Source organism: Ruegeria sp. BB10, from assembly GCF_056535725.1.
On sequence record NZ_JBQFIW010000001.1, the window covers coordinates 1358876 to 1378070 of the forward strand.

Annotated in this window: 15 protein-coding genes; 6 read left to right on the plus strand and 9 right to left on the minus strand. The window is 57.4% G+C overall.

Annotation, left to right across the window (positions count from 1 at the left end):
* Positions 1 to 164: 164 nt before the first annotated feature.
* The 4 genes from prfB to ACR3EP_RS06825 all read right to left on the minus strand — a co-directional run bounded on the left by prfB (position 165) and on the right by ACR3EP_RS06825 (position 6412).
* Entirely contained in the window at positions 165 to 1289 is a 1125-nt protein-coding gene (gene prfB, locus ACR3EP_RS06810) for a peptide chain release factor 2 (protein WP_170349016.1), read from the minus strand.
* 90 nt (positions 1290 to 1379) lie between these two features.
* On the minus strand, positions 1380 to 3866 hold the full coding sequence (locus ACR3EP_RS06815; RefSeq protein ID WP_480636969.1) for a penicillin-binding protein 1A: 2487 nt from the start codon (positions 3864 to 3866) through the stop codon (positions 1380 to 1382).
* 95 nt (positions 3867 to 3961) lie between these two features.
* Positions 3962 to 5182, minus strand: coding sequence for an N-acetylmuramoyl-L-alanine amidase (locus ACR3EP_RS06820; RefSeq protein ID WP_480636971.1), 1221 nt, complete (start codon positions 5180 to 5182; stop codon positions 3962 to 3964).
* A gap of 66 nt (positions 5183 to 5248) precedes the next feature.
* The gene (locus ACR3EP_RS06825; protein ID WP_170410192.1) at positions 5249 to 6412 is read right to left on the minus strand and encodes a pyridoxal phosphate-dependent aminotransferase; all 1164 of its coding nucleotides are present in this window, start codon (positions 6410 to 6412) and stop codon (positions 5249 to 5251) included.
* Here ACR3EP_RS06825 and ACR3EP_RS06830 point away from each other — a divergent pair.
* The 4 genes from ACR3EP_RS06830 to ACR3EP_RS06845 all read left to right on the plus strand — a co-directional run bounded on the left by ACR3EP_RS06830 (position 6411) and on the right by ACR3EP_RS06845 (position 10900).
* Positions 6411 to 7793 carry a M48 family metalloprotease gene (locus ACR3EP_RS06830; RefSeq protein WP_480636973.1) on the plus strand — a complete coding sequence of 461 codons (1383 nt, stop codon included), beginning with the start codon at positions 6411 to 6413 and terminating at the stop codon, positions 7791 to 7793. The genes ACR3EP_RS06825 and ACR3EP_RS06830 overlap by 2 nt on opposite strands.
* The gene (locus ACR3EP_RS06835) at positions 7790 to 8548 is read left to right on the plus strand and encodes a DsbA family protein (RefSeq protein WP_170410196.1); all 759 of its coding nucleotides are present in this window, start codon (positions 7790 to 7792) and stop codon (positions 8546 to 8548) included. The genes ACR3EP_RS06830 and ACR3EP_RS06835 overlap by 4 nt, the downstream gene beginning before the upstream one ends.
* 261 nt (positions 8549 to 8809) lie before the next feature.
* On the plus strand, positions 8810 to 9634 hold the full coding sequence (locus ACR3EP_RS06840; RefSeq protein WP_480636975.1) for an FkbM family methyltransferase: 825 nt from the start codon (positions 8810 to 8812) through the stop codon (positions 9632 to 9634).
* Positions 9635 to 9829: 195 nt separating this feature from the next.
* Positions 9830 to 10900, plus strand: coding sequence for an agmatine deiminase family protein (locus tag ACR3EP_RS06845; protein WP_480636977.1), 1071 nt, complete (start codon positions 9830 to 9832; stop codon positions 10898 to 10900).
* Between the two features lie 21 nt (positions 10901 to 10921).
* Here the strand turns inward: ACR3EP_RS06845 and ispG are convergent, their stop codons facing one another.
* From ispG to hemA, 3 genes are all read right to left on the minus strand, one after another.
* The gene (ispG, locus tag ACR3EP_RS06850; protein ID WP_170358927.1) at positions 10922 to 12043 is read right to left on the minus strand and encodes a flavodoxin-dependent (E)-4-hydroxy-3-methylbut-2-enyl-diphosphate synthase; all 1122 of its coding nucleotides are present in this window, start codon (positions 12041 to 12043) and stop codon (positions 10922 to 10924) included.
* Between the two features lie 71 nt (positions 12044 to 12114).
* Positions 12115 to 13326 carry a helix-turn-helix domain-containing protein gene (locus ACR3EP_RS06855; protein WP_480636979.1) on the minus strand — a complete coding sequence of 404 codons (1212 nt, stop codon included), beginning with the start codon at positions 13324 to 13326 and terminating at the stop codon, positions 12115 to 12117.
* Positions 13327 to 13454: 128 nt separating this feature from the next.
* Positions 13455 to 14678: a 5-aminolevulinate synthase gene (gene hemA / locus ACR3EP_RS06860; protein WP_170410202.1), complete on the minus strand. Its 1224-nt coding sequence runs from the start codon at positions 14676 to 14678 to the stop codon at positions 13455 to 13457.
* A gap of 320 nt (positions 14679 to 14998) precedes the next feature.
* On the opposite strand from hemA, the gene ACR3EP_RS06865 reads away from it, so the two are divergent.
* Positions 14999 to 16384 carry a M20/M25/M40 family metallo-hydrolase gene (locus tag ACR3EP_RS06865; protein WP_480636981.1) on the plus strand — a complete coding sequence of 462 codons (1386 nt, stop codon included), beginning with the start codon at positions 14999 to 15001 and terminating at the stop codon, positions 16382 to 16384.
* Positions 16385 to 16528: 144 nt separating this feature from the next.
* Here the strand turns inward: ACR3EP_RS06865 and lpdA are convergent, their stop codons facing one another.
* A complete protein-coding gene (gene lpdA / locus ACR3EP_RS06870) occupies positions 16529 to 17923 on the minus strand; it encodes a dihydrolipoyl dehydrogenase (protein WP_170358935.1) in 1395 nt (464 codons plus the stop codon).
* A gap of 216 nt (positions 17924 to 18139) precedes the next feature.
* Here lpdA and ACR3EP_RS06875 point away from each other — a divergent pair, with 216 nt between their 5' ends.
* Entirely contained in the window at positions 18140 to 18574 is a 435-nt protein-coding gene (locus tag ACR3EP_RS06875) for a hypothetical protein (RefSeq protein ID WP_170375761.1), read from the plus strand.
* On the opposite strand, the gene ACR3EP_RS06880 is transcribed toward ACR3EP_RS06875, so the two are convergent.
* Positions 18571 to 19149: a DUF924 family protein gene (locus ACR3EP_RS06880; protein ID WP_480636984.1), complete on the minus strand. Its 579-nt coding sequence runs from the start codon at positions 19147 to 19149 to the stop codon at positions 18571 to 18573. The genes ACR3EP_RS06875 and ACR3EP_RS06880 overlap by 4 nt on opposite strands.
* Positions 19150 to 19195: the final 46 nt, after the last annotated feature.

The following is a 19195-nucleotide window of genomic DNA, read 5'->3' on the forward strand; positions in this document are numbered from 1 at the left end:
CGTCCCTTTTGCAAGGTCAACCTAGCCGGGGCATCCCCCCATTTAAACCCACTGTTTAAATGAATCTTTTCCGTTCCCACAGAAAACCGGGATCCGCTTCATCTGGCTAAAAATATATCGGGGGAGGCTCCGCTTGCGGAGACCGGGCAAAGCCCCTGTCCGTCCTAGTCGCCCTGCGCCTCGGACCGGCTTTTGCCCGCCACGTTCAACGCCAGAGTGGCCGCCATAAACCCATCCAGATCACCATCCAGCACACCCTTGGTGTCTGATGTCTCATGGTTGGTGCGCAGATCCTTGACCATCTGATAAGGCTGCAGGACATAGGACCGGATTTGGTTGCCCCAGCCCGCGTCGCCCTTGGCCTCGTGCGCAGCGTTGATATCCGCGTTGCGGCGATCCAGCTCTTGCTGATACAGGCGCGACTTCAGCGCCTTCATCGCAATATCGCGGTTTTGGTGCTGCGACTTCTCGGAACTGGTTACAACGATCCCGGTCGGAATGTGCGTGATCCGAACTGCCGAGTCCGTGGTGTTCACGTGCTGACCGCCCGCGCCCGAGGACCGGTATGTGTCGATACGGATGTCCGAGGGGTTCACCTCGATCTCAATATTGTCATCAACCACCGGATAGACCCAGACCGAGCTGAACGACGTATGCCGCTTAGCCGCCGAGTCATAAGGTGAAATCCGCACCAGCCGGTGTACACCACTTTCAGATTTCAACCAGCCATAGGCGTTATGACCGGAAATCTTGTAGGCGGCGGATTTAATCCCCGCCTCTTCACCCGAGGTCTCGGATTGCAGCTCGACGGTATAGCCCTTTTTCTCGGCCCAACGCACATACATCCGCGCCAGCATCGAGGCCCAGTCGCAGCTTTCCGTGCCACCCGCGCCCGAGTTGATTTCGAGGAACGTATCGTTGCCATCAGCCTCGCCATCCAGCAGCGCCTCCAGCTCTTTCTTGGCGGCTTTGGCCTTCAGGCTTTTGATGGCGTTTTCGGCGTCGGTGACAACCTCTTCGTCCTCTTCCATCTCGCCCAGTTCGATCAATTCGATATTGTCGCTTAGATCGGTTTTGATGGTTTCATAGGTCTCGATGGCATCAACCAACATCTGACGTTCGCGCATCAGTTTCTGCGCGTTCTCGGGGTTGTCCCAAAGGTTGGGGTCCTCGACGCGCGCATTAAATTCCTCAAGGCGGTGGGGCGCAGTTTCATAGTCCATACGCTGCGCCAGTAGCTCCAGCGACTTTTCAATTTCCGCCACGGTATTCTGGGTTTCGGCGCGCATGGTCTTGTCCCAACTTGCTCAATCAGGCCTGCGTGATAGCAAGAGGTTCGGGGCACCACAAGACAGCGGAGCCCCGAAACATATCGGTTATCAGTAAAGCCCACCGGTCGAAAGATCACCCTGGCTGGCATTGGGGCCAACAGTGACGGTATTCCCGGTTGATGTGGTCACCTGACGGCCGGTGTTGACCTCTTCGAACAGCGGCAGGTCCGAACCAACCGCAAAGCCGCCGTCATACACGCGGTCAATAAAGCCGTCGACGCCATCGCGGAAATACTCGGCAACGACATAATCCCCGTTCGCATCCGCAGGCAGGCGCGCGCCACTGAAACGGTCGATTTTGATAAAGTGGCCACCCTCGGGCACTTCAAACGGACCGCCGCCATATTTCTCGACAGCTTTTTCCATAAAGCTTTGGAAAACCGGGCCACACATTGTGCCGCCATAGGCCCCCCGCCCCATCGGGCGCGGGCGGTCATACCCGATATAGCAGCCGGCCACGATATTGGACGTAAAGCCGATGAACCACGCATCTTTGGATTCGTTGGTCGTACCGGTTTTACCCGCTGTGGGCACGGGCAGATTAACGACGCTCGACGCAGTTCCCCGATCCACCACGCCCTTCATCATCGACGTCAGCTGATACGCGGTGATCGCATCCATAACCTGCCAGCGATCAGTCACAATGGTGGGCGACTCGTCCGGCTCCAGCCAGCTAGAGTTACAGTCCACACACTGGCGGTCGTCATGTCGGTAAATCGTCTTGCCGAACCGGTCCTGAATTCGGTCGACAAGAGTGGGCTCGACCCGTTCGCCACCATTGGCGAACATCGCATAGGCCGCGACCATTTTGTACAGCGTGGTTTCCTCGGACCCCAGCGAGTTGGCAAGGAATGCACCCATCCGGTCGTAAACGCCGAACCGTTCAGCATAACCCGCGACAACCGGCATCGTGACCTCTTGCGCCAGACGGATCGTCATCAGGTTCCGCGACTGCTCGATCCCGGTGCGCAGTGGCGTCGGACCATAGAACTTGTTTGTCGAGTTCTTGGGCCGCCACAAACCTTGCGGCGTGTTCACCTCGATCGGGGCATCCACCACGATTGTTGCTGGGCTATAACCACTGTCCAGTGCCGCTGCGTAAACAAAAGGCTTAAAGCTGGACCCCGGCTGGCGCTGCGCCTGCGTGGCGCGGTTGAACACCGTATCCTGATACGAGAACCCGCCCTGCATCGCCAGAACCCGGCCCGAATTCACGTCCATCGCGACAAATCCGCCCTGTACTTCGGGAATTTGACGCGCCGACCACTGACCTTCTTCGCCGGCCATGACCAGGATGACGTCACCACGTTTGAAATTGGCGGCGAAATCGCCCTGCATCCATTTGATATCGGAACGGGGCACAACGCCGTCGGCTGGGCCGTTCTCGATACCGACCGTTAGGGATTGATCGGCCACGTTCAAAACCACCGCCGGATACCACCGCGTTGGCAGCACCACGTCGCGCGGGATTTCCAAGATCGTCAGCGCCTCGCGCCACTGGGCTTCATCGGTCAGTTTATCTTCGGCGATCACTTCTTTCGTGCCGCGCCATTTACCGCGTGAGCGGTCGTATTTCTGCAGCGCGGTACGCAGGGCCTTGGCTGCTTCAACCTGCATCTCTTCGTCCACCGAGGCGCGGACGGTGAAGCCGCCAGTAAAGAACTCACCCTCGCCGAAATCCTCGCTCAGCTGGCGGCGGATTTCGTCGGTGAAATAGTCACGCGGTGGCAGCGCAGTGCGGAAGCTTTCGAAGTCACCGTTTTGGACCGAGCGCAGCGGTTGATTGACCTCGGTCTCATAGGTCGCCTTATCGATATAGCCATTCTGGTGCATTTCGCGCAGCACGTAATCACGGCGCGCCAGCAGGCGTTCTTTCTGGCGAACTGGATGGTAATCGGACGGCGCTTTGGGCATTGCGGCCAGTGTGGCCGCCTCATGCGGGGCCAGTTCCTGCAACGTCTTGTTGAAATAGGTCTGCGCCGCAGCCGTCACACCATACGAGTTCTGGCCCAGAAAGATCTCGTTCATATAGAGTTCGAGAATCTGTTCCTTGTCCAGCGTATCCTCAAGCCGGGTGGCGAGGATGATTTCCTTGATCTTGCGCTCGGCCCGGCGGTCGCCGGACAGCAGGAAGTTCTTCATCACCTGCTGCGTGATCGTGGACGCACCACGCACGTTTTCACCCTTGGATTTCACAGCCTCGACACCAGCAGCGATGATGCCGCGCGGGTCATAGCCTTGATGCGTGTAAAAGTTCTTGTCCTCGGCCGAGATGAACGCCTGCTTCACCAGGTCGGGAATTTCTTCGGACGGGGTAAACAAGCGGCGTTCCTGCGCGAATTCGTCGATCAGTTGACCTTCGCCCGAATAAATCCGGCTGATCGTCGGCGGCTTGTATTGCGCCAGCGATTCATGGCTGGGCAGGTCGCGCCCATACATCCAGAACACCGCGCCGATCACCAGCGCAGCCATGAAGATACCCAGGGTGACGAGGCTGAAGATTGCCCCGAAAAACGAAAGAATGAAACGGATCACGTTACTGCCTTTTACTCGCGCTGCCGCCTATATAGTGGTGCCCCGGCGCAGGGTCAAAACACGATGGCCAATTTTAGCCGGTTTGCGCCGCAGGGTCACTGCCCAATCAGGGCGCGTTTAACCAGATCGTCCTGCCGCCATTGCTCTAGCCCGGCCAGGATTCCGCGCGCCATCCGTTTGCGCCATTCTGGATTCGTGACGTTTTTTAGATCTCTGGGGCTGGACAGAAACCCAAGCTCGACCAAAATCGACGGGATATCCGCCGCCTTTAGTACAGAAAAGGATGCCGTGCGGATCGGTCTGTTGTTCATTGGCCCGCCCTGCTGCGTCATCCCGTCGGCCACGGCCCGCGCCAACGCGTCGGTGCGTGGTTTGGTCTCTTGCCGCGCGATATCCAGCAGGATGTCGGCCACCTGGTCGTCGGCACCGCTGAGATCCACGCCCGAGATCAGATCGCCCCTATCGTGACGTTCGGCCAATTTGTGGCTGGCAACGTCCGAGGCATCGTCGGACAGCGTATAGACCGCCGCACCATGCGCGCGACCCTCGGAGAGACTATCGGCATGAAGCGAGATAAACACGTCCGCACCCGCCCGATGCGCCAGGGCTATGCGCCGTTCGAGGCTGACAAAATGGTCGTCCACACGGGTCATTACCACCTGATATCCCCCGGCCCGCAGCAGTGTTTCCCGCAACTCGCGCGCGAAGGTCAGCATCAGGGTCTTCTCGTTTGTTCCCGCGACCTCGGCCCCCGGATCAATACCGCCGTGGCCTGGGTCCAGCATCACCAGCAAAGGGCGTGTTCCGTTTGGACCGGGTTTGGCAGGCGTCACCGACGGTTCCGGCAGGTCCCATCCTGGCTGGCGCGGCGCCCCGGCGCTGGCGGCGAAACTGTCGAAATCAGTGCCGCTCAGACCAAGCGACAGGTGCGCTGTTCCATTGACCTGATCCACCCTCAAGTCAGAGGTATCAACGGCCAGCGGTGCGCCCAGCTCCAACACCATGCGCGACCAGCCGGGAACATAGGCGCCGAATTGCACACCACTGATCCGGTCGGTTTGCAGGAAAGTGTCGGCGTCCAGGCCGGTCCAGTCGACCTCCTGAAAATCCAGCACGACACGGTACGGATCGCGCAGTGTGAAGACACGGTAAGGAACGCCCTGACTGAGGCCAAGTTCAACGCGAACTCCGGCGCGGCCATCTTGAGTTATGCGGCTATCGTCGGGCAAAACCCGCGCAAGCGCGCTGAAATCATGCGCGAGCGCAGCGCTGCTCAGCGCCCAGATCAGCGCGATGGCGTAGAAAATCCTGCTCATGGCCTCAAGTTTTCCCGAGATCGTTTGGCGGTCAGACTAGCGGACCGAAGCTAATTTGTGAACGGGTTACGCCGGAGTTGTGATCGAACCGCGTTCAACCATGAAACGCTGAAGCCGCATCAGACCTTCCTCGATATCTGCCGTTGATCGCGCATAGGAAAACCGCAGCGTGCGGTGCCCGCGCACTGGGTCGAAATCCAGCCCCGGAGTCACGGCCACCCCGGCCTTGCCCAGTATCTCGGCCGCGAAGGCACGGCTGTCTTCGGTCAGGTCCGAGACATCGGCGTAAACGTAGAACGCCCCGTCAGGCGGCGCGATATTGGTGAACCCGGCCTTGGGCAAACCGTCCAACATCAAAGTGCGATTGCGGCGATAAACATCCAGATTGGCTTGCAATTCCGCGTCGCAATCCATCGCGGCTAGTGCTGCCAACTGGCTGGCATGGGGCGCACAGATGAACATGTTCTGGGCGATACGCTCGACGACGCGCACTTGATCCTCGGGCACGACCATCCAGCCAACACGCCAGCCGGTCATCGAGAAATATTTCGAGAATGAGTTGATCACATAGCACTCGTCCGTCAACTCCAGCGCAGTGACGGCTTTGGCCTCATATTCCAGACCATGGTAAATCTCATCGCTGATGAACGAGGCCCCCTGCCCGTGCGCAGCCTCGATCAGCGCGCCCATTGACGCATGATCCAGCATGGTACCGGTCGGATTGGCAGGTGACGCGACCATCAGCCCCTGCAGATCAAGCCCGGCGAAATCTGCAGGCACCGGTTGCAGGCGGTTTTCCGGCGCAGTGGGCAGGTCAACCGGCACCAAACCCAGTGCTTTCAGAATTTGCCGGTAAGACGGATAGCCCGGCGCGCCGATGCCAACGCGGTCACCGCTGTCGAACAGCGCGGTGAAGGCCAGCAGGAATCCGCCAGAAGATCCCGGAGTAATCACAACGCGTTCGGGGTTCAGATCAACATTATACCAATCGCCATACAGACGTGCGATCCGTTGCCGCAGCTCAGGCAATCCCAACGCGACCGTATAACCTAACGGGGCTTGCTCCATGGCCTTCCCTAGAGCCTTAACAGCCCCCTTAGGCGCACCGGTGCCGGGCTGGCCGACCTCCATATGGATTATGTGGCGCCCGGCCTCTTCGGCGCGTCGCGCGGCCTCCATCACGTCCATCACGATAAAGGGATCGACCCCGGACCGGGTTGAGTTTCTCATGCCAATCTCCCATGTTTCAGCCATGGCTTTTGAACGCTTATCCAGGGTGGCGTCAATCCCGACCCTGTTGCTGGTGGCAGTGACATGGATGGCAAGCCTTGTTCCGGCAATCGCTCAGGGCCTGATCCGAGACCCCGATATCGAACATGGGCTGCGCGAACTGGCCTTTCCGATCCTGCGTGCGGCCGGGCTGAACACCAATCGGGTCAAGATATTTGTCGTCAATGACCGCACGTTCAACGCCTTTGTCATCGATTACAGCGCGATTTACCTGAATTACGGGCTGATCCTGACCGTCGAAAGCCCTGAAATGCTGCAGGCCGTGATCGCGCACGAGGCCGCGCATATCGCCAATGGCCATCTGGCCCGGCGGACGCAAAACCTGCGCGCGGCGCAACGCAAGGCGGGGTTAGGGACTGCGCTGGCCCTAATTGCCGCTGCCGCCGGAGGTGGTGAGGCCGCAGTAGGCATTGCCGCAGGAACCCAAAGTGCTGCCCTGCGCAGTTTTCTGGGACATACCCGCGCCGAAGAATCCTCGGCCGACCAAAGCGCCGCCAGTTACCTCCGATGGGCCGGTATCTCGCCCATCGGGATGGTTGAACTGCATCGAAAATTCGCAGGTCAAGAGTTACTAAACGCGGTCAATCAAGACCCCTATATGCGGTCGCACCCCACCAGCCGCGAGCGCCTGCGCGTGGCCGAAAGGTTTCTAGCGCAATCTGGCGACTGGTCCAAATCGGACCCAAATGCCGATTACTGGTTCGCGCGGGTCAAGGGTAAGCTGTCGGCTTTCCTCCGATCCCCAACATGGACCATGCGACGCGCAAAAGAGGAAGACGCGCAAGACATCCGCCTGATGCGTGAGGCATCGGCCTATCATCAGAACCATGATCTGGCCAACGCCCGCGCCGCCATAGATGGCGCCCTGGCCATTCGCCCAAATGATCCGTTTTACTATGAGCTTAAGGGCCAGATTTTACTGGAAAACCGGCAAATGCAGGACGCGGTGAAAGCCTATGGCAAAGCTGTTGAAATGGCCCCGAATGACGCGTTGATCCTGGCTGGGTACGGGCGTGCATTGCTGGCGCAAGGTCAGACAAAGAACGCCTTGCAAATGCTTGTAAAGGCACGTCAAAGAGATTACCGAAATGCCCGACTGATGCAGGATCTCGGGGTCGCATATGCGAAGGTCGGCAATAATGGCATGGCTTCGGTCGTGACCGCTGAACGATATGCCTTGCGCGGCCGGTTGGCCGACGCGGGTATTCACGCAAAACGGGCCTTAGGGCAATTGCCCGAAGGCTCTCCGGGTTGGCAAAGGGCGCAGGATGTGCTGATTGCCTCGGAACGCGCTAAGAAAGCAAAAAGGAAACGGAAATGATCCTCAGACATGCAGCACCTGCCCTACTGGGGCTTTCCTTGATCACTGGCCCTGCGCAAGCGTTGGATTTGAACGCGCTTAGCGCCTCGGAAAAGGAAGAATTCGGCGCCCAGGTGCGCGAATATCTGCTGGAGAACCCCGAAGTGATCATCGAGGCGATCAACATCCTTGAACAACGCAACGCGGTTGCCGAGGCCGCCGCTGACCAAGAACTAGTGGCCGCCAATGCCGAAGAACTTTTCAATGACGGCTATAGCTGGGTGGGTGGCAATCCAGAAGGCGACATTACTCTGGTCGAATTCATGGACTACCGCTGCGGCTATTGTCGCCGTGCGGTGCCCGAAGTAGCCGACCTGCTGGCTGAGGACGGCAATATCCGTTTGGTGATCAAGGAATTCCCGATTCTGGGCGAAGCTTCGGTCTTGTCCTCGCGTTTTGCGGTGGCGACCAAACATGTGGCCGGCGACGACGCATACAAGCAAGTTCATGACGCGCTGCTGGAATTTGGCGGCGAACCGACCGAGGTTTCTCTGCGTCGCATTTCCGATGGTTTGGGTCTGGACAGCGATGCAATCGTCGAGGCGATGGACAGCGATCAGGTGACCGATGAGATCACCCGCACCCGCGCCCTGGCACAACGGATGCAGATTTCGGGAACGCCGTCGTTTGTTTTGGGCACCGAAATGCTGCGCGGCTTCCTTCCTGCGGATCAAATGCTGCAAATCGCCAAAGGCGTGCGCGCTGAACAAGGCTGAGTAAAGGGGCGGTTCACCCGCCCCTCCTCTCGCTTCTGACGCAAGTGTTCGGGCAATAGGTCGGACTTGTTCAGCAACCTATTGCCACGCACACCTATCAAGGTTTGAAATCCGAATTTTTGTGTTGAACGAGATTTTGGTCTCGGGCATTGAACACGCTAAAAGTAGTTTATCCAAAGTCAGAGGCACGCATGGGCGATAACAAGAAATCTGGACTGTCCCGCGCGGCGCGAAGCGTACTCGAAGCAGGTCGTGTTCTGCGTGGCAAAAAAACATACCAAACCAACCTATATTGATCAGCTATCCAAGGATAAAACATCGGCAGAGAACCAGTTCCCCGCTGCGGATCAGGGAGTTATTGTCGATATCGGTATGAATGACGGAAAAGACACCGTGTATTACCGAAAAAGGGGCTTTGAGGTCATCGCCGTAGAAGCCATCCCCCATCTGTGCGCGGCAATGTCCGACCATTTTTCCGACCTAGAGGTCGATGGCGTCGACATCAGGAATTTTGCTGTTACCGATGACGGTAAGGACGAAGTCACTTTCTATGTGAATAAATACAACACAGCGTGGAGTTCCGTCAAAGAAGAATACGGAAGCCGGAGGGACGGAGCCGAGAAAATCGTTGTTCCAACGATTGATCTTTCGCAGGCGCTTCAGCCGGTTTCGAAACAAATTCTTTACGTCAAAATTGATATTGAGGGTCTTGATAAGGTTGCTCTTAAGCAAGTCATGGCCCTGCCTGATCTGCCATCCTACGTTTCGGTTGAGAACGGAAGCCTGAGCATGCTCAATACCCTGCACGAGAACGGGTATGACAGATTCAAGTTCTCCAACCAAAAATATGTTGAATATCAAACCATCTCGCCTGCCTCACCCCACGGACCGGTTCCAGATCACAAGTTTATAGCCAGTGCATCAGGTGTGTTTGGTGAAGACCTACCGGGATCTTGGATTCAATATGAAGACGCGGTGAAAATCCAAAAAGCGTTGAAGGAAGCAAGACGAACCGCCCCTGACAACCTGTTTTCCATGGCCATCGGATGGTTTGATCTGCACGCAAAGCACTCATCCGCCGAGTAAGGTCATCCGCTATGTCGGGGAAACCGGGTCAGAGGTATTGCGAAATGCCAATGTCTTTGCCCCTTAGGGTTCGACCCTGAAAGTCTTCGCACTGGCCAGCCTACAATGCGTCAATCGGAAGGTCCAAAACCTTAATTACTTTCGGGCCATAAACGATGACGTGCTTTAACGTCCGGGAACCGATATAAGATTGCCATGAACAGAAGGCATTTGATCCTGACCGGAGGGGCGCTGGGATTGATGGGTTGGTCCAATCACTCTGCATCGCAACCGGACTTGGGCTATTTTGTACCCGCCGAGGAAACCCGCCATCAGCGCACCTTTACGCAATGGCCTAGCAGCCGACGGGTGTATTGGGACGCAGCCCAACTGGAAGACACGCAACAGGCCATCGCCGACATAGCCAACGCCATATCCGCATTTGAGCCCGTGGTCATGCTGGCTTCTGCGGCTGAGCACGCATCGGCAAAGCGAAAACTCTCGCCATCCATCGAACTCTGGGACATTCCGACCGAAGATCTTTGGTGTCGCGACTCTGGGCCGGTATTCGTCGTTAATGAAAGCGGTCAGTTGGCGATCCGTCAGATTCAATTCAATGGTTGGGGCAAGAAGCAGGTCCATACGCATGACGCGCGCATCGCTGGTCGCGTAGCGGAACACTTGGACCTGCCCCTGCTGCCAAGCGGTTTACAAGGCGAGGCTGGAGGGGTTGAACAGGACGGGCACGGGCTGCTCATGGCGCATGAAAGCTCGTGGGTGAACAAGAACCGCAATCCCGGCCTATCGCGGGACCAGATCGAAACGCGCTTGCTGGCCGCCTACGGAGCAGATCGCATGATCTGGTCCGAGGGGGTATGGGGCGAAGATATCACCGACTACCATATCGACTCTTTGGCTCGTTTCACGGGGCCGGGGCGCGTTTTGATGAACCTGCCCGATGAGCCCGACATGCGGGACCCGTTTCATCTGGCTGCACTGGATACACATGACCGATTGGCCGCCGAAGGGCTGCAAATCGAGGTGATCCCAGAGCCCCATTCACCGCGCATCAGAGACCTGGATTTCGTCGCGTCTTATGTGAACTATTATGTGTGCAATAATGGTGTGATCATGCCTGAGTTCGGCGACATTGAAACCGATCTACTAGCGCAAGATGCAGTTACTAGCCACTATCCTGGGCGCGAGGTCATTGCCCTGAACGTGGACGTACTAGGGCAATCTGGCGGCGGGATTCACTGTGCAACACAGCAGATGCCAGCGGTTTGAAACTGCCCACCTTAGGTTATGTTATTCTGCCGCTTCCTGCGCGGCGTCCAGCTCGGCTGCCTTCTTTTCGACCTCTTCAACGATGTGGTCGATCATCTGGTCGTTGGACATCTTGTGGCTGGCCTTGCCCGCCAAATAGACCATACCCGACCCAGCCCCACCGCCGGTAAAGCCGACATCGGTCATCAAGGCCTCACCCGGCCCGTTGACCACGCAGCCGATAATGGACAGGCTCATCGGGGTCTTGATGTGTTCCAGCCGCTGCTCAAGCGCCTCGACCGTCTTGATCACGTCGAAGCCCTGCCGCGCGCAGGACGGGCATGAGATGATGTTCACGCCGCGATGGCGAAGGCCCAGAGATTTCAGGATCTCATAACCCACCTTCACCTCTTCGACCGGATCGGCAGACAGGCTGACACGGATTGTGTCGCCAATACCCATCCACAAAAGGTTACCCAGCCCGATGGCCGATTTGATGGTGCCGGACACCAGCCCCCCTGCCTCGGTTATCCCTAGGTGAATGGGGGCGTCGGTGGCCTCGGCAATACCCTGGTAGGCAGCGGCGGATAGGAATACGTCACTGGCCTTCACACTGATCTTGAATTCGTGGAAATCGTTGTCCTGCAGGATGCGGATATGCTCCAGCCCGCTTTCGACCATCGCTTCGGGGCAAGGCTCGCCATATTTCTCAAGCAGGTGCTTTTCCAGACTGCCCGCATTCACGCCAATCCGGATCGAGCAATTGTGGTCGCGCGCCGCCTTGATGACCTCTTTCACACGCTTTTCGTCACCGATATTGCCCGGATTGATCCGCAAACAGGCAGCACCAGCCTCGGCAGCCTCAATCCCACGGCGATAATGGAAATGAATGTCAGCGACGATCGGCACCGGGCTTTCGCGTACGATCTCTTTCAGGGCTTTTGATGACGCCTCATCCGGGACAGACACACGTACGATATCGGCACCGGCCTCGGCAGCGGCTTGCACCTGTGCCACGGTCGCCGCAACATCGGTTGTCAGCGTGTTGGTCATCGTCTGAACGGCAATGGGTGCGTCACCACCGACAGCAACATCCCCAACCATGATCTGACGGGACTTGCGGCGGTAGATATTGCGCCACGGGCGAACGTGATTGAGCGACATGAGGACGGGTCCAAGACAACCTAAGTTGCGTCTTTAGATAGTCCGCCTGTCAGGACACCGCAATGGCTAGATCACTCGGCGGGGTCTTCTGAAACCTGTGCCTGAAGTTCAGCCACCAATTGTTTCAGCGCGCTGTTCTGATCAGCCTCAAGATCGGCAACCGCATAGGATTCGGCAACCGCGTCTTTGGACAGAACAACGCCTTTGGCGACGGTCCCCGGTGCGCCCGCCGGTCCGTAATGTTCGCCGTTCATCGAAAAGAACACCGAACCCGAAGCACCCGCGCGCAGTTGAGGCGGCTCTTCCGTCAGCGGAACCTCGAACACATTACCTTGTTCAACCGTGCCAAGGGTGCCTTCGAAGATCACGCTTCCATCAGCTGCGGTGACCCGCATCCAGGCTGGTTTCACGGCGACAATTTTCAAGGTGGTGTCGATCTGCTCGACCACCTGCGGCAAGGCCGGGCGTTCGACAGTGTGAACCTCGGCGACCTCAACCTTTGGCAATTCCTGTGGCAGGAAGGTGCCCACAGTGCGCGGGTCCAAGGTAGAGATCGGAGCATCACGGGCGACCAGAACAGGAACGTCCAGCGCCTGTGGGCGATACAGACGGTCCAACGCCTCGGCGCTGGGGGTGGCCGCAACGGCAACCTCTGTTTCGGCACTGTCGCGCGCCGCATCCAGCGGGTCGAGATCGGAAAGAACCACCGGGGCCTGTTCGACCGGGCTTACCTGTACCTGCTGAATCTTGTTCAGCACCGACCAGCCGCCATAGCCAATGCCGCAGATCACTGCGACCAGAACCAGCGACGAGCCGATAGCCCGCGGTTCAATCTGGCTGACAAGGGATTCGCGACCGGGAATGTATGGCGTGTTGGGCGAGGTAAACGGATCACGCCCCATCGGACCGCGCGCCGGAACCGCGCCCGTAGGCTTGCGAACAACCGAAGCCTCGGCCGACATGCCATGCGCAACCTCGAACCCGCTTTCCTTACAGAAGGCGGCAAAAGTCTCATCCGGGTTCATCCCCAGATACCGGGCATAAGAACGCACATACCCGGCAATGAAGCCGGGTGTGTCGAACGCGTCAGGATCGGCGTCTTCGATGGCAGCTATGTAGTTGGCTTTGATCCGCAGTTCGCGCTGAACATCCAACAGGGACTTGCCCATCGTTGCCCGTTCGCCGCGCATCCTGTCACCAAGCCGCACTTCGTAATCGTCAAAACCCTTTGGCCTGACGTCGGCTTCGTCCTTGGAATCGCGCTGAGATCTGCGCCCAATCATCCCTGCTGCCCCATTCTGCCTGCGCGCGTTTCGCGCTAACGGCGAATCATCCCATTAACGATTCGTCCGATACTTTTGTTAGCCTAAGCTTAACACGCGGCAAACGCGTTGCACACTTTAGCGTGAGGTTAACCGGCAAGTTCGGCGCGATTTAGCGCACAATGTGACCAAAGTTCGTCCATCGCCTGTACCAAACGGTTCATTTCGTCAGGCCCATGTACCGGAGATGGGGTAAAGCGCAGACGCTCGGTTCCGCGCGGGACAGTGGGGAAATTGATCGGTTGAACATAGATGCCATGATCATCAAGCAGCCGGTCGCTGAGGATCTTGGTGTGTACCGGATTTCCAACAATCACCGGCACGATATGTGTACCGTGATCGATCAATGGCATGCCCAGCCCCTTGAGCCGCAGCTTAAGGATCTTGGCCTGTGTCTGATGCTGCTCACGCAGATCGCTCGCCGTTTTCAGGAAAGCGACCGAGGCCGCTGCCCCTGCGGCCACTGCAGGCGGCAACGAGGTGGTGAAGATGAAGCCCGGTGCATAAGAACGCACGGCATCGCACATTTTCTCGCTGGCGGCGATATAACCGCCCATTACGCCAAAGGCTTTGGCAAGGGTTCCGTTGATAATGTCGATGCGATGCGCCAGGCCATCGCGCTCAGTCACGCCGCCACCGCGCGGGCCGTACATGCCAACTGCGTGGACCTCGTCGATATAGGTCAGCGCACCAAACTCATCGGCCAGATCACAAATCTCTTCTATCGGACCAAAATCGCCGTCCATCGAATAAACGGATTCAAACGCAATCAGTTTGGGGGCTTTGGGATCGTCGGCCTCAAGCAATTCGCGCAGATGGGCAACATCGTTGTGACGGAAGATACGCTTGGCCCCACCATTGCGGCGCACGCCCTCGATCATCGAGGCATGGTTCAACTCGTCCGAATAGATGATCAGGCCGGGGAACAATTTCGGCAAAGTGCTGAGCGTCGCGTCATTGGCGATATAAGCACTGGTGAACAGCAGCGCGGCCTCTTTGCCATGCAGATCGGCCAGCTCGGCCTCAAGCTTTTTGTGGTAGACGGTCGTCCCCGAGATATTGCGGGTCCCGCCCGAACCGGCGCCGGCGGCGTCAACGGCTTCGTGCATTGCGTTCAGAACAACCGGATGCTGGCCCATGCCCAGATAGTCATTGCCGCACCACACAGTGATATTCTGCTGCGACCCGTCTGGGCGGGTCCGCACCGCATGCGGGAAATGGCCATTGCGACGTTCGATATCGATGAAGGTCCGGTAGCGTCCTTCATCATGCAGCTTGGCAATCGCTGTATCGAGCTGAGCAGTATAGTCCACCGGTATCTCCTTACATGCCCGACCCATTGCATTTGCAGCCGGACAAAATTTCTGACGCCCTCACCGGACGAATCCGATTATACGCCAATGCGTTCCCTTGTGCCCCGTACGTATAGACAACATTGGGATCACACATTTGATTTGCATCAAATATCCCCTCGCACTCGCATCGACAAGTAAAGTTACGGCCATCGGGCGCGAGGAAACGACGCAGGCGCCACTCGGAGTTTCCGATATTATACCATATTCCCGCCAAAGCGCACTGGACGGCGCCGATTGCGCTGATAGGTTCTGCCAAATCTTGAAAGCAGGAGAACCCCATGTCGCTGGACGCCGTTCTGAACCGCATCGACACTGATCTGCAAACCTCAATCGATCGCCTGATGGAGCTGCTGCGCATCCCATCCATCTCGACCGACCCGGCCTATGACGCGCAAGTGGATCAAGCTGCGGACTGGTTGGTCGCTGACCTACAAAGTATTGGCATCGCAGCGGAAAAGCGTGAAACCACCGGCCACCCCATGGTCGTCGGCCATGTCGGAGAGGACAGCAACGCACCGCATGTGTTGTTCTATGGGCACTATGACGTGCAACCTGTTGATCCGCTTGAGCTGTGGAAACGCGACCCGTTCGATCCCGCCATTGAAGACACCGACAACGGCCCCGTCATTCGCGGTCGCGGGTCGTCGGATGACAAAGGCCAGTTGATGACCTTTGTCGAAGCTTGCCGGGCCTGGAAGGCCGTCAATGGCTCCCTGCCCTGCCGCATCACCTTTTTCTTCGAGGGTGAAGAAGAATCAGGATCGCCGTCCCTGGTGCCTTTCCTGCGGGAAAACGCGGCCGAACTGAAAGCTGACTTGGCACTGGTGTGCGACACTTCGATGGTATCTCGCGGCGTACCGTCAATTTCCTCGCAACTGCGCGGTATGCTCAAGGATGAATTTACTATCACCGGCCCACGCATCGATCTGCATTCGGGCCATTACGGCGGCCCCGGCCTGAACCCCCTGCGGGAATTGTCCAAGATCATCGCATCGTTCTATGACGACGAAACCGGTCGTGTTGCGGTCGAGGGGTTCTATGATGGCGTCCACGAAGTGCCCGCCGAGCAACTGCGCCAGTGGCAAAACTGTGGGTTTGACGAGGTCGAGTACCTGAGCTCGGTCGGCTATTCGCAACCCCATGGCGAAAAAGGGTATTCGACGCTGGAACAGCAATGGGCGCGCCCTACGCTTGAGGTTAACGGGTTATGGGGCGGTTACAATGGTGCAGGCTCGAAAACCGTGATCCCGTCGCAGGCACATTGCAAGATCACCTGCCGTCTGGTCGGTGACATGGACCCTGACGCTTTGCGCACCAAAATCCGCAAACATGTGCAAGAGCGTCTGTCGCCCGACGCCAAGGTCGACTGGGACAATGATCTAGAAGGGTCCCCCGCTTCGGTTATGAATCTGGACCGCCCCGAGTTCGAAGCCGCCCGCGGCGCCCTGTCGGACGAATGGGGGCGCGAAGCCGTGTTCACCGGGATGGGTGGTTCGATCCCCGTCGTCGGTTATTTCAATACTGAACTTGGGTTGGATTCGATGCTGGTTGGCTTTGCCAACGATGACGATGCAATTCACTCGCCGAACGAAAAATACGACGTGAAAAGCTTTCACAAAGGCATCCGGTCCTGGGCTCGCATTTTGGACGCGCTGACGCGCTGATGAGTCCAAGCGAGGCTCTGCCTCGCGCTCCGAGGTATTTTCGGCCAGATGAAGTTAAAGATCCCTTGCTTCATCTGGCTATAAATATCTCGGGGGAGTCGCCCGGAACGGGCGGCGGGGGGCAAAGTCCCCACCCACCGCAGATTACATGTGGATGACCTTTCCATAAGCGTCCAGAACGCTTTCATGCATCATCTCTGAGAGTGTCGGATGCGGGAAGACCGTGTTCATCAGGTCTTCTTCCGTGGTTTCCAACTGACGACCAACCACATAGCCCTGAATCAGCTCGGTCACCTCAGCACCGATCATGTGGGCCCCCAGTAATTCGCCGGTTTTGGCGTCAAATACTGTTTTGATCAGACCTTCGGGTTCACCCAGCGCAATGGCCTTGCCATTTCCGATAAAGGGGAAACGACCGACTTTGATGTCGTAACCCAACTCTTTGGCTTTTGCCTCGGAGTATCCGACCGAAGCCACTTGCGGCTGACAATAGGTGCAGCCGGCGATGCTTTCGGGCTTTACGGGATGCGCGTGTTTGCCTGCGATCAGTTCGGCGACCATGACGCCTTCGTGGCTTGCCTTGTGCGCCAGCCACGGTGCGCCCGCGATGTCACCAATCGCATAGAGACCATCAACTCCGGTGCGACAGAACTCATCCGTTACAACATGGGTGCGGTCGATTTTCACGCCCAAAGCCTCAAGCCCAAGGTCTTCGACATTCCCGACGATCCCCACGGCCGAGATCACGGTATCGAAATCGTGCTTTTCGACCTTACCCTTCACTTCGATATGCGCGGTGACCTTGCCCTTGGCCCGATCCAGCTGCTTGACCATCGCTTTTTCCATGATGGTCATGCCTTGCTTGGTAAAGGCTTTCTTGGCCAGCCCGCTGATCTCGGCATCTTCCACCGGCAGCACGCGGTCCATCACTTCGACAACGGTCGTGTCAGCGCCCAACGTGTTGTAGAAGCTGGCGAATTCGATACCAATCGCGCCCGAGCCGATGACCAGAAGTTTCTTGGGCATCCGCGGCGGTTGCAGCGCGTGCTTATAGGTCCAGACCAGATCGCCATCAGCTTCAAGCCCCGGCAATTCACGCGCTCGTGCGCCGGTGGCCAGTACGATGTTTTTGGCCGTCAGCTCTTCGGTTCCTTTCTCGGTTTTGACCGAGACTTTGCCCTTAGCAGGAATCGTCGCTTGCCCCATCACCACGGTGACTTTGTTCTTTTTCAGTAAGTGACCGATGCCGCCTGAAAGCTGCGCCGCCACACCGCGCGAGCGTTTAACGACAGCATCAAGATCGTATCCGACCTTGTCCGCCTTGAGGCCGAAATCCTTGGCGCGCTCCATCAGGTGAAACACTTCGGACGAACGTAGCAATGCCTTGGTAGGGATACATCCCCAGTTCAGGCAGATGCCGCCCAGATGCTCACGTTCAACCACGGCCGTTTTCAGGCCCAGCTGCGCCGCACGAATTGCAGCGACATAGCCGCCCGGACCAGCGCCGATTACGATCAGATCAAAAGATTGTGCAGCCATGTTTCCCTCTCGGCGCAGGACGGTTGAAAATTTAGTTTACCATTAAACTAATTTCCGAAACGCATCAACACACCATTCCCGCGACAAATACGACGTGGGATCATCGGTATCAGTTTATGCGGTTTTCAGCCTATACCGGGCATCCTTCAATGGCTAGAACATAGATGTCGGGTTCGCCCGCCATTTCATAAACGCAAATCATTCGAGAGGCTTACCATGGCCAAAACACTTAAAGATCTGCTGCTTGCATTGCTCAACGCGACACTCATCCTCGTGGCTCTTTGCTTATTTCTAGGCTGGAAACTGGCATCGACAGTCGAGGGCGTCACCACGGTCTTCTCGGAAAAAGTCCAGGTTATCGCGCCCCTGAAGGACGAAATTCTCGGCGTTCGGGGGGAACTTGCGGCGCTACGCAATGATCTTGCCGAGGTGCAATCAAGCGGCTCAGTCACAGATATTGCCGAAAAACTGCGGATATCCACGGCGCTAGTAAAACTGGATAATCTGGAACAAAGAATGCAAGGCGCGCAAGCCAGCATTGCCGAGTTGACCGACTCTCCGGACAAGCTGATCAATTCCGCCATAGAGAAATCGGCCGACGTGGTCGCCGACCGAATTATTGCCATTCGAGGTTGCGTGCCGCAGTCCTAGAGGGACGCCTGCAATTCGCGTACCGTCGAACCATATCCACCCATGTCGACATAGGCGGCTTCGTGTTCGGTCATCGGACGGTCCAGTGCTTCGTTCCGATAAGGGAAACGCCCAAATTTGCGTATCACCTCACGATGTGCTCGTGCGTGCAGCAGATTGCTTTTGTCGCTGTCACTCATGTTTTGGCACATCAAACGGACACAGCGTTCCTGATCACACAGATTTTCCGAATGCATCATCGGCAGGTAAAAGAACTGCCGCGCTGGTTCGTCGATCTTGAGATCCCACCCCTTGTCCACCGCGCATTTCGCGGCCGACAATGCGGCGCGATCTGACGCGAAAGCCTTGGCGCTACCGCGGAACATGTTGCGCGGGAACTGGTCCATCAAAATGATGTAGGCCAGTGACCCACTAGGATACGTCAACCAAAGAGAGAATTTGCCTTCATTCGCGGCTTCCCAGGTGGTCAAAAACCGTTCGCGAATGTCTGCGTCCAAGGCATCGTCCTGTAGATACCAACCTTCGGGACCAATCTCATCTAACCAATAACTCAATACTTCTTCAGGCCCTACCATTGCCCTAACTCCGTCGTGTTGCCCTCCCCAGGGACGTAAGGTCATT

What these genes read in the sequence shown, in the direction of transcription:
- prfB (WP_170349016.1), bottom strand. Translation starts at nt 1,289, where the DNA reads ATGCGCGCCGAAACCCAGAATACCGTGGCGGAAATTGAAAAGTCGCTG.
- ACR3EP_RS06820 (WP_480636971.1), bottom strand. Translation starts at nt 5,182, where the DNA reads ATGAGCAGGATTTTCTACGCCATCGCGCTGATCTGGGCGCTGAGCAGC.
- ACR3EP_RS06830 (WP_480636973.1), top strand. Translation starts at nt 6,411, where the DNA reads ATGCCAATCTCCCATGTTTCAGCCATGGCTTTTGAACGCTTATCCAGG.
- ACR3EP_RS06825 (WP_170410192.1), bottom strand. Translation starts at nt 6,412, where the DNA reads ATGAGAAACTCAACCCGGTCCGGGGTCGATCCCTTTATCGTGATGGAC.
- ACR3EP_RS06835 (WP_170410196.1), top strand. Translation starts at nt 7,790, where the DNA reads ATGATCCTCAGACATGCAGCACCTGCCCTACTGGGGCTTTCCTTGATC.
- ACR3EP_RS06845 (WP_480636977.1), top strand. Translation starts at nt 9,830, where the DNA reads ATGAACAGAAGGCATTTGATCCTGACCGGAGGGGCGCTGGGATTGATG.
- ispG (WP_170358927.1), bottom strand. Translation starts at nt 12,043, where the DNA reads ATGTCGCTCAATCACGTTCGCCCGTGGCGCAATATCTACCGCCGCAAG.
- ACR3EP_RS06855 (WP_480636979.1), bottom strand. Translation starts at nt 13,326, where the DNA reads ATGATTGGGCGCAGATCTCAGCGCGATTCCAAGGACGAAGCCGACGTC.
- ACR3EP_RS06865 (WP_480636981.1), top strand. Translation starts at nt 14,999, where the DNA reads ATGTCGCTGGACGCCGTTCTGAACCGCATCGACACTGATCTGCAAACC.
- lpdA (WP_170358935.1), bottom strand. Translation starts at nt 17,923, where the DNA reads ATGGCTGCACAATCTTTTGATCTGATCGTAATCGGCGCTGGTCCGGGC.
- ACR3EP_RS06875 (WP_170375761.1), top strand. Translation starts at nt 18,140, where the DNA reads ATGGCCAAAACACTTAAAGATCTGCTGCTTGCATTGCTCAACGCGACA.
- ACR3EP_RS06880 (WP_480636984.1), bottom strand. Translation starts at nt 19,149, where the DNA reads ATGGTAGGGCCTGAAGAAGTATTGAGTTATTGGTTAGATGAGATTGGT.